General features: G+C 59.3%; 17 protein-coding genes. 11 read left to right on the top strand and 6 right to left on the bottom strand.

Annotated features, from left to right (window positions below):
- The first annotated feature begins 44 nt into the window (after window positions 1–44).
- The 6 genes from pssA to dnaX all read left to right on the top strand — a co-directional run bounded on the left by pssA (window position 45) and on the right by dnaX (window position 6,414).
- Window positions 45–866 carry a CDP-diacylglycerol--serine O-phosphatidyltransferase gene (gene pssA / locus E0L29_RS01060; protein WP_242664228.1) on the top strand — a complete coding sequence of 274 codons (822 nt, stop codon included), beginning with the start codon at window positions 45–47 and terminating at the stop codon, window positions 864–866.
- A gap of 30 nt (window positions 867–896) precedes the next feature.
- A complete protein-coding gene (gene purS / locus E0L29_RS01055) occupies window positions 897–1,148 on the top strand; it encodes a phosphoribosylformylglycinamidine synthase subunit PurS (protein WP_131353658.1) in 252 nt (83 codons plus the stop codon).
- Between the two features lie 40 nt (window positions 1,149–1,188).
- Complete coding sequence (gene purQ / locus E0L29_RS01050) at window positions 1,189–1,884, top strand: phosphoribosylformylglycinamidine synthase subunit PurQ (RefSeq protein WP_131353656.1); 696 nt, start codon at window positions 1,189–1,191, stop codon at window positions 1,882–1,884.
- Window positions 1,885–1,897: 13 nt separating this feature from the next.
- Window positions 1,898–3,175 (top strand): MFS transporter, encoded by a 1,278-nt coding sequence (locus tag E0L29_RS01045; protein WP_131353654.1) that lies wholly within the window; start codon window positions 1,898–1,900, stop codon window positions 3,173–3,175.
- Window positions 3,176–3,238: 63 nt separating this feature from the next.
- Window positions 3,239–4,522 carry a YihY family inner membrane protein gene (locus E0L29_RS01040; protein WP_131353652.1) on the top strand — a complete coding sequence of 428 codons (1,284 nt, stop codon included), beginning with the start codon at window positions 3,239–3,241 and terminating at the stop codon, window positions 4,520–4,522.
- Window positions 4,519–6,414, top strand: a complete 1,896-nt coding sequence (gene dnaX / locus E0L29_RS01035; RefSeq protein ID WP_131353650.1) for a DNA polymerase III subunit gamma/tau — start codon at window positions 4,519–4,521, stop codon at window positions 6,412–6,414. The genes E0L29_RS01040 and dnaX overlap by 4 nt, the downstream gene beginning before the upstream one ends.
- 26 nt (window positions 6,415–6,440) lie before the next feature.
- Here the strand turns inward: dnaX and E0L29_RS01030 are convergent, their stop codons facing one another.
- The 6 genes from E0L29_RS01030 to E0L29_RS01005 form a co-directional block, all read right to left on the bottom strand.
- A complete protein-coding gene (locus tag E0L29_RS01030) occupies window positions 6,441–7,139 on the bottom strand; it encodes a 2Fe-2S iron-sulfur cluster-binding protein (protein ID WP_131353648.1) in 699 nt (232 codons plus the stop codon).
- A 69-nt stretch (window positions 7,140–7,208) separates the two neighbouring features.
- Window positions 7,209–8,210, bottom strand: coding sequence for a ferrochelatase (locus E0L29_RS01025; RefSeq protein WP_131353646.1), 1,002 nt, complete (start codon window positions 8,208–8,210; stop codon window positions 7,209–7,211).
- Between the two features lie 16 nt (window positions 8,211–8,226).
- A complete protein-coding gene (locus E0L29_RS01020; protein ID WP_131353644.1) occupies window positions 8,227–9,174 on the bottom strand; it encodes a phosphatidylglycerol lysyltransferase domain-containing protein in 948 nt (315 codons plus the stop codon).
- A gap of 31 nt (window positions 9,175–9,205) precedes the next feature.
- The gene (locus E0L29_RS01015; RefSeq protein ID WP_131353642.1) at window positions 9,206–9,496 is read right to left on the bottom strand and encodes a hypothetical protein; all 291 of its coding nucleotides are present in this window, start codon (window positions 9,494–9,496) and stop codon (window positions 9,206–9,208) included.
- Between the two features lie 263 nt (window positions 9,497–9,759).
- A complete protein-coding gene (locus E0L29_RS01010; protein ID WP_131353640.1) occupies window positions 9,760–10,128 on the bottom strand; it encodes a hypothetical protein in 369 nt (122 codons plus the stop codon).
- Window positions 10,129–10,233: 105 nt separating this feature from the next.
- The gene (locus E0L29_RS01005) at window positions 10,234–10,461 is read right to left on the bottom strand and encodes a chlorosome envelope protein B (protein WP_131353638.1); all 228 of its coding nucleotides are present in this window, start codon (window positions 10,459–10,461) and stop codon (window positions 10,234–10,236) included.
- Window positions 10,462–10,889: 428 nt separating this feature from the next.
- Here E0L29_RS01005 and E0L29_RS01000 point away from each other — a divergent pair, with 428 nt between their 5' ends.
- The 5 genes from E0L29_RS01000 to E0L29_RS00980 all read left to right on the top strand — a co-directional run bounded on the left by E0L29_RS01000 (window position 10,890) and on the right by E0L29_RS00980 (window position 17,183).
- Complete coding sequence (locus E0L29_RS01000) at window positions 10,890–11,147, top strand: bacteriochlorophyll c-binding family protein (protein WP_131353635.1); 258 nt, start codon at window positions 10,890–10,892, stop codon at window positions 11,145–11,147.
- Window positions 11,148–11,181: 34 nt separating this feature from the next.
- Window positions 11,182–12,567: a radical SAM protein gene (locus tag E0L29_RS00995; protein WP_131353633.1), complete on the top strand. Its 1,386-nt coding sequence runs from the start codon at window positions 11,182–11,184 to the stop codon at window positions 12,565–12,567.
- Between the two features lie 44 nt (window positions 12,568–12,611).
- Window positions 12,612–13,610, top strand: coding sequence for a (bacterio)chlorophyll synthase (gene bchG, locus E0L29_RS00990; RefSeq protein WP_131353631.1), 999 nt, complete (start codon window positions 12,612–12,614; stop codon window positions 13,608–13,610).
- Window positions 13,611–13,702: 92 nt separating this feature from the next.
- Window positions 13,703–16,393, top strand: a complete 2,691-nt coding sequence (locus E0L29_RS00985) for a PAS domain-containing protein (protein ID WP_131353629.1) — start codon at window positions 13,703–13,705, stop codon at window positions 16,391–16,393.
- A 4-nt stretch (window positions 16,394–16,397) separates the two neighbouring features.
- Window positions 16,398–17,183 carry a response regulator transcription factor gene (locus tag E0L29_RS00980; RefSeq protein ID WP_131353627.1) on the top strand — a complete coding sequence of 262 codons (786 nt, stop codon included), beginning with the start codon at window positions 16,398–16,400 and terminating at the stop codon, window positions 17,181–17,183.
- Window positions 17,184–17,341 lie beyond the last annotated feature (158 nt).

Raw genomic sequence — 17,341 nt, 5'->3', positions numbered from 1 at the left:
AAACATTGTACTTTAGACGGCAGGCCCGCCGGCTGCCGATCATCATGATGAAGTCTGTCACCCTTATGGCCGCTCCCCCCAATACCACCGAATCGAAACGCTATCCGCCCTGCATCGGCCAGGACTCCCCCGAGCGGCCGCAGCGTTTCCCCTTCGTCTCCCGCTCGTTTTTCCCCTCCGTCTTCACCGTCATGAACATGGTGTCCGGCTACGCCTCCATCGTCATGTCGGGCGAGGGCAGCTACGTCGCGGCCTGCTGGCTCATCGTCCTGGCGGCGTTTTTCGACACCGTCGACGGATTCGTCGCCCGGGCCACCAACGGGATCTCCGATTTCGGCTTCGAGCTCGACTCCCTCTCCGACCTTGTCTCCTTCGGCGCCGCACCGGCCTACCTGGCCTACAAGTTCGGGCTCGAGAGCATTCCCGGCATGCTCGGCCTGGCGCTCAGCGCCCTGCTCATGATCGGCAGCGGACTGCGGCTCGCCCGTTTCAACATCAGCATGATCGGCTACAGCAAGGACTCCTTCTCGGGGCTGCCGACCCCCGCCCAGGCACTCACCATCGCGGGCTTCGTGCTCTGGATGCAGTCCGAGCGCTTTTTCCCCGTGGAGATGATGCCGGCGGTGCTGGGCTGGCTTTCGGTGATCCTCGCGCTGCTCATGGTCAGCAAGGTCAACTACGACGCCCTGCCGAAGCCGACGGCCGAGTCCTTCCGACGCCGGCCCCTGCAGATGCTGCTCTACGGCCTCGCGGCGTTCTCCGTCCTCGTCTTTCAGACGAAGGCTTTTTTTCTGGCCATGTTGTTGTATATTCTGCTCGGCATCCTGCGCTCGTTCACGCTGTTCGTGCGGCAGCGGGTCGCCTGAAATTCCACCAACCAACCACCCGTTCCGACCATGGCATATACCGCTAAGATTAAGGTGACGCTCCGCCAGTCCATTCTCGATGTCCAGGGAAAAGCCGTCGAGCACGCCCTGCTCAACCTCGGGTACGGCAGCGTTGGTTCGGCCAGGATCGGCAAGTACATCGAGGTGAGCATCAATGAACATGATCGGGGAGAGGCCGAACGGGTCTGCAACGAGATCTGTCTGAAGCTGCTCTCGAACCCGGTTATGGAAAACTATTCATTCGAACTGGAGCAGGCCTGAAGGCTTCCCTTTCCCGTTCATCCACAAAATCCGCTGACACATGGCTGATATCTCCGTAGGGGTCGTTGTTTTCCCTGGATCGAACTGTGATCATGACACCATGCATGCCGTCTCGTCGTTCGAGGGCGTCCGGCCCGTCATGCTCTGGCACGGCTCGCACGATCTCCAGGGGGCCAGGGCGATCATCCTTCCCGGCGGCTTCTCCTACGGCGACTACCTGCGCGCCGGTTCCATCGCGCGATTCTCCCCGATCATGCAGGAGATCGTGGAGGCTGCCGGAAAGGGCCTTCCCGTGCTCGGCATCTGCAACGGGTTCCAGGTGCTGCTCGAGAGCGGCCTGCTCGAGGGTGCGCTCTCGAAGAACCGCGACAAGAAGTTCCTCTGCCGGGATACCTTCATCAGGACGGAGAACAGCTCCACCATGTTCACGAAACTCTACGCAAAGGGCGAGGTCCTCAGCATTCCCATCGCCCACGGCGAGGGCAACTACTTCGCTCCGGCCGAGGTGATCGAAAGCCTCGAGGAACACGGCCAGGTGGCGTTCCGCTACTGCGACCGCGAGGGTCGGGTGAGCGACGAATCGAACCCCAACGGCTCGGTCTCGAGCATCGCCGGCATCACCAACCGCCGGGGCAACGTGCTCGGGCTCATGCCGCACCCTGAACGGGCCAGCGAACAACTCCTCGGCTCCGAAGACGGGCGGCGCATGTTCGAGTCCCTCTTCAGCCAGCTCTAAGCCCCGCCCCGCCGTGACTGGAAGAGGGAAGGTGCTCGCATGGCTGCTGTTCGACTATGCCAACACCTCCTTCAGCGTGATGATGGTCACCTTCGTCTTCCCGCTCTATTTCAAGAACGTCATCTGCATGGGGGATCCATCCGGCGACGCCCTCTGGGGTGCGGCCGTCAGTGTTTCCATGCTGCTCGTCGCCCTCGTCTCGCCCGTTCTCGGCGCCGCCTCGGACCTCTCGGGACGGCGCAAGCGCTTCCTCTTCTCCTTCACGCTGCTTTCGGTCGTTGCGACGGCGCTGCTCTCCCTCTCCGGTCCCGGTACGGCCGTCATGGCCGTCGTGCTCTTCGTCCTTGCCAACATGGGCTTCGAGGGCGGGCTCGTCTTCTACGACGCCTACCTCAAGGAGATCACCTCGGAAAAGAGCATCGGCCGGCTTTCCGGCTACGGCTACGCGATGGGCTATCTCGGAGCGCTCTCCATCCTCCTGCTCCTCCGTCCGCTGCTCGAGGGGGGCGTGACGGCGGTCAACCAGGCGAACATTCAGCTGAGCTTCCTCTTGTCTGCGGGGTTCTTCGCGCTCTTCGCCACGCCGCTCTTTCTCGTACTCCGCGATTCCGGCAAGCAGAAAGGCCCGGCGCTTTCGCTGGCGGGGGTCATGCGCTCCGTTCGGGAGGTGCAGACTACCATCGCCCATATCCGCTCCTTTCCCGATCTCTCCCGATTCCTCCTGGCCTACTTCTTCTACAACGACGCCATCCTGACGGTCATCGCCTTCGCCTCGATCTATGCCCAGAACACCCTCCACTTCACGAGCGGCGAGCTGATCGTCTTCTTCATGACGGTGCAGACGACCGCCATCCTGGGTTCGGTGCTCTTCGGGTTCGTGACCGACCGGATCGGCCCGAAGCGAACCATCGTCATCACCCTCTTCATCTGGTTCGCGGTCATTCTCCTCGGCATCGTCGGCGAGGGCAAGGATCTCTTCATGGCCACCGGCATGCTCGCCGGCATGTCGATGGGCTCTTCGCAGGCGGCGTCGCGCTCCATGATGGCCCGCCTGACGCCGAGGGCGCACCTGGCCGAGTTCTTCGGGTTCTACGACGGCACCTTCGGCAAGGCCTCGGCGATCGCCGGCCCGCTGGTCTTCGGCCTGGTCTCGGCCGGCGCCGGGAGCCAGAAGGCGGCGCTCGGCTCGCTGCTGCTCTTCTTTACGGCCGGGCTCCTGCTCATGACGAGGGTCCGAAGCGAAAGCAGCATGGCGGGCGGTTCGGCTTCCGATGCCGCCGATTCCCGCTGAATTGCTATCTTACTGCAGAATCTCCCTGCATACGGACCGAACGAACCCTGAACGAACCGGAACATGGCATCTGGCACCAGCAGCATAACGAAGGGCCCGGGGCGGTGGCTCAGGGCGGCAGGTGATTTCCTGCGCTCGTTCGTGCCGTTCCTCTTCCAGAACTTCGTTCACGACCGCATCTTCCTCAGCGCCGGCTCGCTGGCCTTCCAGACCCTTCTTTCCATCGTGCCGCTCCTGGCCGTCGTGCTCTCCGTTCTCAACGTTTTCGCGGTTTTCGCTCCGTTCCAGCCCTATGTCGAGGACTTCATCGTGAGCAATTTCGTGCCCGGCACCGGTGGCATGATCCGCGAGTACTTCTCCGGCTTCATCGGCAACACCTTCACCATGCCCTTCTTCGGGGCGCTCTTCCTCTTCATCGTCGCCCTCGTGCTCCTTTCGACCGTCGACAGCACCCTCAACGAGATCTGGGAGGTGCACTCGCCGCGCAAGGCGCTGCAGGGCTTCACCCTCTACTGGACCGTACTGACCCTCGGTCCCATCCTCTTTGCCGCGAGCCTGACGGCCAGTTCGTTCGTCTGGTACACGGTCTTCACCCAAGGCCCGCTCGTCGAGCTGAAGACCCGCCTGCTCTCCTTCCTTCCCTCCGGCATTACGGCGCTGGCGCTCCTCCTGCTCTACCTGCTCGTGCCGAACCGCAGGGTCCGTTTCCTGCATGCCCTCACCGGCGCGCTCCTGGCTACGCTGCTCTTCGAGATCTCCAGGCGCTGGTTCGCCTTCTACGTCTCGAACGTGGCCACCTTCGAGCACATCTACGGGGCGCTTTCGGTCATTCCGATGCTCTTCTTCTGGATCTATCTCGGATGGGTCGTCGTGCTCAGCGGTGCCGAGGTGGTCTACTGCCTCGGGGCGCGCAGGCCTTCCGGCGGCGCCGGGGTGGAGTTCGACCCCCTGCGCGGCGTTCCCCTCGTACTGGCGGTCCTCGGTTTCGTCCTGCGGCTCGAGCGGCAGGGGGGGCCGGTGGACATGAAAAAAATTCTCAGGGAGTTTCCTCGCGAGAACCCTTCCTCTTTAAGAAAAATTGTGGATATTCTTCTTGACTGCCGCTTCGTCCACCTGACCGCCGGAGGCGGGATGGCTGTGACGGGCGACCTCCATTCCCTCACGCTGTACGATCTCTATTGCAGCCTTCCGCCCGATTTCGGGGCCGAGGAGTTCTCCGGGCGCGACCCGGCGGGGGATGGAGCTGAACTGCAGGGGGTCCGGGAGCGTCTCGGCGCATTCCTCAGCAATGAGATGCGCGTACCCCTCTTACAACTGATGGAAGGGAGCAACGAAGGTCCAGCATGAGTTACCAGGTAATCGCAAGAAAGTACAGGCCGGCGAAGTTCGCCGACATCACGGCCCAGGAGCATATCACCCGCACGATACAGAACGCCCTGCGCATGGGCCGGCTCGGCCACGGCTACATCTTCTCCGGCCTGCGCGGCGTCGGCAAGACCACGGCCGCCAGGGTCTTCGCCAAGGCGCTCAACTGCCAGCGGATGATCGAGGACCCGGACTGGCTCCAGAACGTCACCGAACCCTGTGGGGAGTGCGAGAGTTGCCGCGACTTCGACAGCGGCACGAGCCTGAACATCGCCGAGTTCGACGCCGCCTCCAACAACAGCGTCGACGATATCCGGGCCCTGCGCGAGAACGTGCGCTACGGGCCCCAGAAGGGCCGCTACCGCGTCTACATCATCGACGAGGTGCACATGCTCTCCATCGCGGCATTCAACGCCTTCCTCAAGACGCTCGAGGAGCCGCCGCCGCACGCCATCTTCATCTTCGCCACCACCGAGCTGCACAAGATCCCGGCGACCATCGCCTCGCGCTGCCAGCGTTTCAACTTCAAGCGCATTCCGCTGCCCCGTATCCAGGAGCAGCTCCAGCAGATTTGCGACGCTGAAGGGATCCGGGTCGAGCCGGATGCGCTCCAGCTGGTCTGTCGCAAGGCCCAGGGTTCGATGCGCGACGCACAGAGCATCCTCGACCAGGTGATCGCCTTCACCGCCGAAGGCGACGGGGAAGCCGCCATCAGCTACCGCGGCGTGGCCGACCTGCTCAACTACATCGACGACGAGCAGCTCTTCCAGGTGACCGACGCCATCGCTGCCGGCGACGCCCCGAAGATGATCGAGGTGGCCCAGTTCGTCATACAGAACGGTTACGACGAACAGGACTTCCTCGAGAAGCTGATCGAGCACCTGCGCAACCTCCTCATGGTCCAGAATCTGCGCTCCTCGCGCCTCGTCGAGCGTCCCGAGGCCGTCTGCGAGCGCTACGAGGCCGACGCCAGGAAGTTCTCCGCCGAAGACCTCATGCGGATGGCCTCCTTTCTCCTCGAGACCCAGAAGGAGCTGAAGTTCCAGTTCGAGTACCAGTTCCGCTTCGAGCTGGCGCTCCTGCGCCTCGTCGAGCTGCACGGCTCCCCGGCCGGGCTTCCCGAAGCGGGGGAGGCCTCAAAAAAAAAAGCCCGTGACGTCGTAACGAAGGCTCCGGAGGCTGCCGCCGTCGAACCGCCGGCGGCAGCCGCTCCCGCTGCTCCGGCCGTTCCTTCCCCTGCTCCTGTTCCATCACCGGCCCAAACTTCCTCTCCCGTCCCCGAACCGGCCCCGGTTCCTCCTCCCGCCCCGTCCGTGGATCCGTCGGCGGCTCCACCCCCTGCGCCTTCCGCCCGTCCCTCAGTCCGTCCGGCTCCGGGAGAGGGAGGGCTCGACTTGAGTTCCTGGCAGAAAAAGTTCACGGGCTACGTCTCCAACCCGGCTTCGTCCCTTCCTTCGGTTTCCGGCGGCGGTGCGGCAGCCGCCCGGGACACGTCGGCGGAGAGCCAGGGCGAGGTGCAGGCACTCCGGCTCGAGTGGAACCAGTTCGTCGACAGCCTCCAGAAGGGCGGCGAGCCGATCCTGGCCACCCATCTGCAGTCGTGCGAGATCACTGCCTGCAGCGCCAAGGGGATCCTCGAGATCGTCTGCTGCCGCAAGTTCTCCTGCGAGGAGCTACTCCAGGAGGCGGAACTGCTCGGCCGCAAGCTCAGCGAGTTCTACGGGCGGACGCTCAAGGTGCGCATCCGCTACGACGCCGAAAAAGATGCCTGCACGAGGGAGAAGAGCGTGTTCGACCTTTTCGGGGAGCTGGCCCGCAAGAACGAGGTCGTCCGCTACATCGTCACGGAGTTCGGCGGCGAGCTGATCTACTGAAGCAAGGGATGCTGTGGGGGGGGGCGTCACTTCTCCTGCCGGTCCTGTGAACCGGGTTTCCGGTGGGTAAAGGCAATCTGAACGGCCTTCGCTGACTTTTTTTGCCGCTTTGTCTCCATGAAAGGCAGTCCTATCGGCAGCTTCAAGTTAGGGATCAGCTGTTGTAGCTCTGCAGGCAGTTCGACCGGCAGTGTTTTGATCATTCCCATCAGCTCGTCTTTGAAGGGAAGGTACTCCGGCAGCGTCTCGACGGTGAGCCCGACAAGACCTTCGAGCGAATCGCGGAGCTCTTCGAGCTCGTCTTCGTTGAAAAGTTCCCCCTTGACTACACGCCCTAATAGGTTGCCGAGCCCCGGAAGAGCCTGGCTGACTAAGCCTGTGCCTATTTCCGCGCCGTATTCGAAGAGCGGCATGGGATCCGTGAAGAGCATTCGGCGGACGGCTTCTGGCCGGGAGAGGATCCTGATTGGGCCCTTCCTTTCGATGGTGGCGCGGCACGCCATACGGATGCCTGAGGCAACCTGCTTGGGGGTCAGGAAGGCTTCTTCGACATCATTGAGGGGCGAAAGGCATTCGCCGCCTTCCAGTACGATCACCTGGCATGTCTGGCATACCCCATGGGCCCCGCAGAGGTAGCCGACATGGCTGTGGTTGAGGCGAGCCGCCTTGGAGATGGTCTGGCCTATCGAGGCGTCGCAGGGCTTGTCGTTGATGATGATCTGCATTGCGGGTGGGGGCTTTCTTGTTGATTGGGATGATCGAATATATGAAAGAAATGTAAGTGTTTTCGCGATTCATGACATGGTGGCGCGGAAGCTTTCCTGGGTGTTCTCTCGGACAGCCGTGAGGATTCTTGTCGCAAGCAGGTCGATGAAGGAATCCGAGTCGTTGATGCAGGGCAGGTGGTGCACATCCGGCACCGTGCATTTTTTTGTCTCCCGGGCGGCATAGAGAAGGGTCTCCGTGCCGTCTGAAAAATAGCCGCAGCAGAAGATGTCGACGCGCCCGACGCCTTCGGCCGACAGCTCCTGGATGGCTTCCGAGACGGAGGGGGTGGTCCAGCTTCCGCCGACATCGGGGTTGAGATAGGCGAGCCGTATCTCCCGGTAGCGGTTCCTGGAGTCCCCAGCGAAGGCTTCCAGGAGCCTCTGTCCCATTGCCTGTAGTTTCCTGAGGCCGCTGTGCATCTGCTTTGGACCGTCTTCGGGGTCGTTGAGGAGGGTTCCGTGAAAGAGCAGCAGCAGGGCCGTGTCGTGCCCGGTCCTGCCATAGTTGAAGACATGGTCCAGATAGAGCCGGAAAAGGTCGGGATCATGCCAGAACCCGTCGACGACGAGCGGCTGCTTCCGGCCTCCATGGAGCGCATGGGACTCGGCAAGCTGGCGGAGGCGCCCTGAGGTAACCTGGCTGTCGACCGGCGACATCGAAACCAGCACCCAAGTATCGCTCTCACTGTCTTGTTGCAGGGCATCTTCGACGAAGGGCGGCGTGGCATGGAATGCGGCATATGCCACAAAGGATTTCCCTTCATACCTCCCAGCATTCCCGAGCCTTTCCTGGAGCATGGACGCCTGCTTTCGGGTGATCGTGTTCTGGGGTGAGCGGTAGTCCTGCCGACGGAAGGTCAGCCTGTTTTTCAATGCCCCGAGCACTGATGCGGCAAACCGGACCGGAGCGGGTAACGGGATGATGGCGGCGGCATGCTCGAAAGTGTGTCGCAGCATCGTGAAGTTCTCGCCGAAGCTGTCTGTTTCGGCTTCTCCATGGGCCACAAGCAGGACTGCTATGCGTTTCATCGTCAGGGAGCTAGGTTCAGGAGGATGTTTCGTTTTCGTCCTTCATCGATTCCAGAAGTTGCGCCGTGCTGTGCGTGAATAGCTCGATGAATCCCATCGCATAGGCCAGTTCGACAAGAAGCGAGGGGGTGAAGCTTACTCCGGGCCCGGCGCAGAGTCGCATGGTCCGCCATCTGGGACGGAATTTGTTTTTGAAGGCGTAGAGCCCCTCGTAATCGTAGGCGTGCCGGCAGAGCGGCGCGGCGACGACGAGCACGCGTTCAAGGAGGCTCATCGGCTGGAGATCCTCCTCATGGAGCAGGAAGGGCACCTCGCCCAGACTCAGCTCTCCTACGCCTTCCGAGCGGAGCTGTTCGGCCGTCTCCGCAATGAGGCATTCCATAATGTCTCCCGGAGCATCGGTGCTACGGAGCATTAGTTCCGTATGGTACGCATTCTTCCCTCGTCTGGAAAGGGTCATGCAGGCCAGCCATTCACCCGAACAGGAGCGGAAAATAAAGCAACGGGACGCATGGGCAGGATCGCTCCTGTATACGTTCCGGAGTCGGGGCGTTCCTGCATGCGGGGTGCTGCTCCAGAGCGCCCCGAAGCGCTTGGCGCAGACGTTTTCGATCGGGACCTCTTCGACTCGACCGTGCCTCCAGCCCCGCTTCAGGGAGGCAAGCACCTTTTTCCCTTCGAAATGCGAGCGGTCTGTCAGGTCGATGAGTGCGTCAATACCTGTGCGGAACGTCTCATGCTCCAGTGAGAGAAAGAGGTCGCTCATGCCGGGCGGGCACCCCCGGATTACGAACCCTTCCGGGTAGGCGTCGTTCAGGTCTGCATAAAGGGAGAAGAGGTCGTATGATCTGGGGATATCTGCAAACGGCAGCCATGCGAGGCGGGAGAGGGGCAGTTGTACTTCATGGTAGCGGGGGGCCGCATCATCGACCCATCGCCAACTCGAGGGCAGTTCGGTATGCATCGGGTACTTCGTTCGTTTCAGGCCGGTCCCCTCAGGGCTTGAAGGGGACCTCCCTGGCGGGGTCGTTTTTCTTCTGCATGGAAAAGACGCTCCCCTTCAGCAGTTCCTTTGCCGAAGATCCTTCGCCGAGCAGCCCGTTAGCCTTCTTGCTGACGAATCCTGTTGCTTTGATGATGCTCGACCCGGCCATGTAGGCGCCCAGCCCCACTAAAGCGAATCCGGCGATTCCGTGCAGGGCCGGTGCTGCGATGGGGGTCAAGAGGGCGGCTCCGCCGGCGACGCCGACGGCCGCAGCCGCAGAGGCTATGGGGTTCTCTTTCATGGTCTATCTCTGTTGTGTGGTTGTTGGCGTTCAATTCATCCTGACTTTGCCGGCCCCTTTCGGCAAGGGGATTTTCCGTGCGTAGTGCTCCCCGGCCGTGAACCCTTCTATGAACACCATCTCGGCGAATTCTTCCAGAGTCATGTCCATGTCAAGGCGTTGTTTGAGATACTCGCTGAACCTCTTTTCGGTAGAGCACCTCTCGATTTTCTTTATGTAGCTTTTCCATGCCGATTTCACGGCATTGAGCCATAATTGCCTAATCATAAGCGGGGGGGCGTTGTTTGTTGATTGTTGTGCCCTGCCGCGGTTTTAGCCGCTGCATCCTTTTTTGTCTCCCGATCGCCGACCGGTACGGGAGTGATTTGTTGTTCGTCTTTGGCTGTGTTTCCGGTAGGGAACAGCCTATCGGTGATTGAGTTTATGTCGCCTTTCGAGGCAAATGTGTAGAGGAGAGGAACGGCTACCGGGAGGGCGATCGGGGCCACGGTCGCAAGAATGCCCGCTCCGGCGACGAGGGCTCCGCTTACTGCATGCAGACCCGCGGGAATTCCTATGACGGGAGCCATCATCGCAAGGCCCTGGACTCCGTTCGTTGCTGTTTGCATTGGTGTGCCGGATGACTCGCTCATGGCTCAATTGCGCTTTTCGGGTTGTCAGAAGACGTTGGCGGAAAACGAAGCAGGGCGCTTCATGCTCTGAAGGCATGCAGCGCCCTGTCGGAATGGACTCAAGGGTTACTTCTGGGGGTTGACTGTCGAGGAGATGTTCTGCATTGCCTGTGATACGGTGTTCGCCATGTTGCCGGCCAGGTCGCTGATGTTCTTTCCGAGCGGTTCGGCAGCGGATGCGACCGTGTTCATAACGGAGGTGACGATCTCTACCTGCATCTGGCCGATCCTGGCGACAGCCGCCATGAGGTCGTTGACGGAGCTGTTGATGTCGTTGCTTGTTTCGTTGGCCATGGTTCTTTGGGGTTGGGGGTTTGGAAAGTCCTTAATCTTTCTTTACTTACTATCAGTATAGTGTAAAATTGTAATCTTTGAAAGGTTGTGATTGAGTTTTTCCCCCATGGCAATGAAAAATCGCGAGTACCTCACCTTTTTCCTATGGGCCCGTGTGGCGGGTTCCGTCGAGTCTTTTTTTCGTAGGGGCAGGCCTGATGACGATAGGGACGGTCCTGTGCATCCTCCTGCAAAAGGGTTTCCCCGGAAATTGGCGGTGCTTCACGAAGGGCCTGACGGGGAGGTTACCTATGCCTCGTCTCCGCAGGGTCGGTGCGGATTCGCTACGGGCGACCTGAGCTGACATCTGAGGCCGGTTTAGGAAGTTTAGGTTTCGTTCCTTACATTTAACGGCTTTGCCGAATCCATATTTTACCCCCCTTTTCACTATGAAAGATTTCAACGGCGCATTCGTTCGTGGTGCTGAAGCCTACGGCAGATTCCTCGAGGTGTTCATCGACGGTCACTGGTGGGTTGTCGGCGATTATCTCGAAAATGTCGGAAAGTGCACCAAGCGCCTCGGAGCAAACGCATATCCGCAGCTCTACGGCAACTCGCAGGAGTTTGGCCGCCTGAGCGGAGCCTCGCCGAGCGTATCGGGTTATGCTCGGCCGACCAAAGAGGTCTGCCGACGGTTCGATGCTTGAGCCTGACCGCCATTCTATTATTGTAAGCTGAAGTATGACGTCAGTCGAACAACCCGCCTCTGCAGTACAGTCCGAGCTACAGCACTTGACGCATACCGGCCGGAAATCCGGCAAGAAATGGTTGCTCATCCAGCCCGTGAGCACGACCAGCATGATGGTCGATTCGGGAAGGGTCAGCATGCCCCTGAATCTCATGATGGTGGCGACCCTTGTCGGCGGCATGTTCGACGTCGATTTCATCGACGAGCGTCTGGGCGATCCTGTCCCGGACGATTTTTCCGGTTATGACGTCGTCGCCGTTACCTCCCGCACCCTAAACGCCACCAAAGCATACAGTATTGCCGAAAAGGCCAAGGCCCAGGGCCGGATTGTCCTGCTCGGCGGCGTCCACCCGACCATGTCTCTGGATGAGGCCTGCTTGCACTGCACGAGTGTCGTTTATGGCGAAATCGAGTCCGTATGGCCCGAACTTGCCGGGGACGTCATTCAGGGGACCATGAAGCCTGTCTACCGGGCCGAAGGGCTCAGGCCTATGAACGACATACTTCGGCCAGATTTTTCCTATGCTCTCGGGAGCCGCAACAGCCGCAAGTACAGCTCCCGCATTCCAATCCTTGCGACAAAAGGTTGCCCGGTCGGCTGCAATTTCTGCACGACGCCGACCATTTACGGGAAAAACTATCGTTTTCGCGACATCGAGCTCGTACTCGAAGAGATGCGTTACCATCAGGAGAGGCTCGGAAAGGAACGGGTCCATTTCTCCTTCATGGACGATAACATCAGCTTCCGTCCTGCGTATTTCAAAGAGCTCCTCAGTCATATGGGGCGGCTGGGGATTCGCTGGAATGCGAATATCTCCATGAATTTCCTGCACGACCCTGAGATTGCCGAGCTTGCGGCATGGTCGGGCTGCGATTTGATGAGTATCGGTTTCGAGTCCCTCAACCCCGAAACCCTGAAAAGCGTCCACAAGGGATCCAACCGGCTCGAGAACTATTCCACCGTGGTCAGGAACCTCCATGAGCAGGGCATCGCCATCCAGGGCTACTTCATGTTCGGGTTCGACAACGACAGTGAGGAGAGTTTCCAGATGACCTACGACTTCATCATGGACAACCGGATTGATTTTCCCGTTTTTTCGCTTGTCACCCCGTTTCCCGGAACGCCCTATTTCGACGAGATGAAGCCGCGTCTCCGCCATCAGGACTGGGACAAGTACGATACCTACCATTACATGTTCGAGCCCAAGGGTCTCGGTACAGGGGCTTTCCTTGACAATTTCGTTAAGGTGCAGCGGGAAGTCTACCGCGGAGGGGCCATCATGCGCCGAATGAAGGGGAAGCCCGTCAACTGGGTCTGGCTGGCCAACCTCCAGATGAACCGCTTCACCCGAAGTCTGACGCCGGACATTTTTCTCTGATGAATCTGTCGTTCAGTCCGGAATCAACCATGAATACTCAAGCTATGCCATCCTCCACTACATTTAGCCTGAAAGACAAGATCAGGAGTCATATCGAACTGCTCGATCCCGTTACCTGGATCAGCGTTTTTCCCTGTCTTGCTTGCGGCGTGATGGGTTCCGGGGCGATGCAGCCTACTGTTCACGACTATCTCCTCCTGTTCCTTCTCTTCGTCATGTACGGCCCCCTCGGTACGGGATTCAGCCAGTCCGTCAACGACTATTTCGATCTTGAACTCGACCGTCTCAACGAACCGACACGGCCCATCCCTTCAGGACGGATCTCGGAAAAGGAGGCTGCCTGGAACTGGGGCATCGTACTGCTTGTCGCGCTTTTTGCCAGTATCGTTCTCTCTTTCCATATCGGAGGCCAGCGGGGCGTCGTCTTCTCCCTCTGCATGGCGACGGGCCTAGGGCTCGGTTATGTATACTCGGCCCCGCCCTTCAAGCTGAAGAAGAACATCTTCCTTTCAGCTCCGGCCGTCGGCATCTCCTACGGCTTCATTACCTACCTTTCGGCCAACGTGCTTTTCAGCGAGATCCGCCCCGAGGTGGTATGGCTCGCCGTGCTCAACTTCTTCATGGCGATGTCGCTCATCATCATGAACGATTTCAAGTCGCAGAAGGGGGACGCCGAGAGCGGCATGAAATCCCTGACGGTGCTCATCGGTCCCCGATACACATTCCTGACGGCCTTCATCATCATTGACCTGGCTTTCGCCGGCTTCGCAGTCCTCGCATGGCAGTGGGGGTTCCATATTCTGATGTACATGATCCTGGCATCTCTTGTTGTGAATATCATGGTGCAGGTGCCGATATACCGCGACCCCAGGACCGGGGCGTCGTTCATGCAGGGGGCTGTCACCGATGGGTTCGGCAACGCTATCGGCAAGAGCGAGGTGGACGAGCACAACGCCTTCCTGCGTTTCCAGGTGATCAACAACATCCTTTTCCTCATCAACCAGTTCGTGGCCGCGGCGCTGATAGGCATGAAGTATATGTAAGCCTTCATGCTTGTCGGTATTTTGATGTCTGTGAAAACTTTCATTAATTATTAAAACATAAATTTTTAATAGATTAGCTGCCTGTGGCGCCCATGCCGACATCCCATTCTGACAAAGAATCGATCGCTGCACTCATTGAGTTGATTCCGGATGCCGTTGCCGTTGTTAGTTGCGACGGCAAGCTTCTTCAGGCAAATGGCGCTTTTTTCTCCGCTATCGGCCGTGCCCCATCCCGCACGCTCGGCAAAAACCTTTTTCGCATTCTCTCCTCTTCGTCCTCCTGGTCTTCGCTGGCTGATGCGCTTCCGGAGCTTTGCCTCCAGGCCTGCACGGATGGACGCCAGGCCGGAAACGTGCGCCCGCTCCCTCCGACCGCAGAGGGGGAGACACGCCTGGTCGTCACTCTTCCTTCGGATCCGAAGATGTTTGGGCGGGGCAGCGATTCCCCGCCTCCTTCTTCCGGGAGCGGAGAAACCGCGAGACTCTCCGTCGAGCAGCAGTTGCTTGATTACAAGGGGCGCATATCTTTTGCCCTGAATGCTGCCCGTTCGGGTATTTGGGAATGGAATGCGAAATCCGGCGCCTTGAAGTGGTCCGAAGAGGTATGGGGGCTTTACGGGTTGCCGGTCGAGGGCGAGAAGCTCGACAACCAGCTCTGCGTCATGACGGTCCATGAGGGGGATCGGGAGTTTGTGAGCAGCATGATCAGGGACGCCCTGTCCCATGGACGCGAAGCCACTGTCGAATACCGTGTGATCCATCCCCACGACGGCTCCGTCCATTGGCTGCTTTCCCAGGGCAAGCCGCATTTCGACGATGACGGAGCCCTTGCGAGCTACATCGGGCTTGTGACCGACATCACCGAACGCAAGTTGGCAGAAATCCGATTGCACGAGAGCAAGGCCAGCCTGGATTACGCCCTGGAGGCGGCGCATGCGGGTGTCTGGGAATGGGACCTGAAAAGCGACCGGAACGTATGGTCGGAAGAGGTATGGCGGCTCTACGGCCTCGACCCCGGAGCTGCCCCCCCCTCCTTTGAACTCTGGGCAAGCACCATACCGCCTGAAGACAGGGATGCGACCTGTCGGGCTGTCCAGAATGCCGCCGCAAAAGGCCAGGACATTTCCATCGACTACCGTGTCAGGCATCCTGACGGCTCCCATCACTGGGTGATGTCGAGGGGGAAGGCCGTGAGGGCGCACGACGGCGTTCTTGTCAAATACCTCGGGACGGTCATCGATGTCACCGAGCAGAAGGAGCTTGAGGTGGAGCTTGAGAAAAGCAAGGCTCGGATGGCGTTTGCCCTCGAGGCCACGAGGGCCGGTGTCTGGGAGTGGAACCTCAAGAGCGACGAGGTGATTTGGTCCGATCGCATCTGGCGGCTCTACGGCCTCGAGCCCGGCAGCAAGACGAACAACCATAAGCTGTGCGAAAGCAACGTCCACCTGGAGGATCGGGAGCAGACCTTCGGAATCGTCATGCAGGCAGCTACGAAGGAGACGAACATCGATATCGAATTCAGGGTGTGCCACCCTGAAGACGGGAGCCTTCACTGGCTGGTCTGCAGGGGCAAGCCCCAGCTCGACAGCAAGGGCAGGCTGGATCGGTATGTCGGAACGGTCATGGACATCACCGACAGGAAGCGCCTCGACGATGAGCTCCGGGAAAACGAGAAGAAATTTAGGAGCATTTTCGACAATGCACCGATTGCCATCAGCATCAAGGATATCGAGAGCGGCAGGATCATCGATGTCAACGACTCATGGCTGGAGCTGCTCGGCTACTCGCTCGAAGATGTTATGGGCAGGACCGGTCTCGAACTGGGCCTGCATTTCAGCGAGTCCGATTACGAAGATATCCTTGCGAGCGTTTCCCGGCGTGAACGGATCTGCAATAAGCCGATCCTCATGTGCGACAAGGATGGCGATGTCGTCGATGTCCTCTATTCGACGGAGTTCATCGAACTCGACGGCGCAGCCCTGCTACTGGTGATGATAGTCGATATCACGCTGGAGAAGATGCAGCAGCAGAACATCAGCCGGCTCGAGCAGTCCATTGCCGACAGGAACATCCAGCTGCAGCGGGAGGTGGATCGCTTGCACCGTTTCCTGAGCATGATCTCCCACGAGTACCGAACCCCGCTTGCGGTCATGAGGACCAATCTTGATCTCGTAAAGATCAAGAATAAGATGGGGAACTATTCCAACCGCCAGGAGTTCGCCAAGATCGATCGGAGCATTGCCCGTCTGGTGGAGGTCCTCGAGGTTTCGATCCAGGAGAGCAAAATGGCGGAACGGCACAAGTCGTTTGCAAACCCACATCCGCTCATGCTGGCAGAAATCATCAGGTCGCAGGTCGAGACCTTCTCTGGGATATGGAAGGAGCGGAAGGTGTTGTTCGAGAACTGCACCAAAAAAGAAAAGATATACGGTGAGGAATCCGGGATAAAATTTGCGATTTTCAATCTTCTCGACAATGCCCGGAAGTATTCGCCGGATGAGTCGAAAATCAGCATCAGATGCTGTCGGAATGACCGAGAACATGTCGAGATTGTTGTCGGAAACCAGCTGATGGCGGATTTTTCTGAAGAGGATTTCGAGCTCTTTTTCGAAAAATACCACCGTGGTTCAAATGCCAGCAACACGGCCGGGGCCGGTCTGGGGCTCTGGCTGGTGAAGAATATCGTGACGCAGCATGAGGGCTCCATTGCTCTTTCCAGGGTGGGGAACGGCATCGAAGCCAGGATCATCCTTCCTGTCCTAGCAGAGAACGAAACAGCGTAAGCGTATGACTACTGTTCCATCCATGGCAGCGCCCGATGAGCTTCTCAAGGACGAATCCGCACAGGGCCGCATCATTGTCGTTGAGGACGACAGCGATTTCCGTGAAAGCCTTGTCGAGACCCTCTCACTGTACGGTTATGAGGTGATCGGAGCCAAAAGCGCACTCGACTTCTATCAGAAAGTCGCCCTAAAGCCCTGTTCGCTGGCAATTCTCGATCTCGGTCTTCCGGATCAGAGCGGGGTGGTGCTTGCCGAGTTCATCCGTCAGAACACCCGGATGCGCATCGTCGTACTGACCGCCCGGTCCGCGATAGAAAGCCGTGTTGCTGCCTATAAGGCCGGTGCCGACACCTATCTGCTCAAACCAGTCGATACCTCGGAGCTCATCGCGACGGTGGAGAGTAACCTCGGCAGGCTCTGCCCCCGGGCTGAGGAGGCTTCGGATCCCGCCGTTCATCACCTCGAGCCGTTATCACCATCCTGGCAACTCCATAGATCTAAAGCCATCCTCACTGCTCCGACCGGCGAAAAGATAAGCCTCTCCTCAAGAGAGGTGGATATCATGGAGTTTTTGGTCTCAAATCCGGAGCAGCATGCTACACGTAAGCAACTTATGGTTGTTCTCGGTTACGACGGTTCCCGGTCCGGTAGCCAGACGCTGGACGTGGTGATCCACCGCCTGCGCCAGAAAGCGGTCGAGTCGGGAGTCAGGCTCCCGATCAAGACCGTCAGGGGCAAAGGGTATAGCGTTTCGGAATCCCTGATCCTTCAAGAGGGTTCTGCCGTATAGGGCTCGAAGCGCTGTTGTTCACCCGTCAACGCCATTGACGGATCCCGTTATGGAGCCCCCGGCAACTCTTTCCTTCCGGCCTCCCCGAGGCTGTTCGGTACTCTGGTGTCCCGTTGCCGTTTTGACCCATGTCTGTTGCTTGGGTGAGGGGGCGCTTT

Source organism: Chlorobium sp. N1, assembly GCF_004332115.1.
Classification (GTDB): Bacteria; Bacteroidota; Chlorobiia; order Chlorobiales; family Chlorobiaceae; genus Chlorobium.
The sequence above is the reverse complement of the archived record's forward strand: the minus strand, read 5'-3'. Positions and strand labels throughout refer to the sequence as shown.

Coding starts and splice junctions, on each gene's coding strand:
- pssA (WP_242664228.1), top strand. CDS start 45: ATGATGAAGTCTGTCACCCTTATGGCCGCTCCCCCCAATACCACCGAA.
- purS (WP_131353658.1), top strand. CDS start 897: ATGGCATATACCGCTAAGATTAAGGTGACGCTCCGCCAGTCCATTCTC.
- purQ (WP_131353656.1), top strand. CDS start 1,189: ATGGCTGATATCTCCGTAGGGGTCGTTGTTTTCCCTGGATCGAACTGT.
- E0L29_RS01040 (WP_131353652.1), top strand. CDS start 3,239: ATGGCATCTGGCACCAGCAGCATAACGAAGGGCCCGGGGCGGTGGCTC.
- dnaX (WP_131353650.1), top strand. CDS start 4,519: ATGAGTTACCAGGTAATCGCAAGAAAGTACAGGCCGGCGAAGTTCGCC.
- E0L29_RS01030 (WP_131353648.1), bottom strand. CDS start 7,139: ATGCAGATCATCATCAACGACAAGCCCTGCGACGCCTCGATAGGCCAG.
- E0L29_RS01025 (WP_131353646.1), bottom strand. CDS start 8,210: ATGAAACGCATAGCAGTCCTGCTTGTGGCCCATGGAGAAGCCGAAACA.
- E0L29_RS01020 (WP_131353644.1), bottom strand. CDS start 9,174: ATGCATACCGAACTGCCCTCGAGTTGGCGATGGGTCGATGATGCGGCC.
- E0L29_RS01015 (WP_131353642.1), bottom strand. CDS start 9,496: ATGAAAGAGAACCCCATAGCCTCTGCGGCTGCGGCCGTCGGCGTCGCC.
- E0L29_RS01010 (WP_131353640.1), bottom strand. CDS start 10,128: ATGAGCGAGTCATCCGGCACACCAATGCAAACAGCAACGAACGGAGTC.
- E0L29_RS01005 (WP_131353638.1), bottom strand. CDS start 10,461: ATGGCCAACGAAACAAGCAACGACATCAACAGCTCCGTCAACGACCTC.
- E0L29_RS01000 (WP_131353635.1), top strand. CDS start 10,890: ATGAAAGATTTCAACGGCGCATTCGTTCGTGGTGCTGAAGCCTACGGC.
- E0L29_RS00995 (WP_131353633.1), top strand. CDS start 11,182: ATGACGTCAGTCGAACAACCCGCCTCTGCAGTACAGTCCGAGCTACAG.
- bchG (WP_131353631.1), top strand. CDS start 12,612: ATGCCATCCTCCACTACATTTAGCCTGAAAGACAAGATCAGGAGTCAT.
- E0L29_RS00985 (WP_131353629.1), top strand. CDS start 13,703: ATGCCGACATCCCATTCTGACAAAGAATCGATCGCTGCACTCATTGAG.
- E0L29_RS00980 (WP_131353627.1), top strand. CDS start 16,398: ATGACTACTGTTCCATCCATGGCAGCGCCCGATGAGCTTCTCAAGGAC.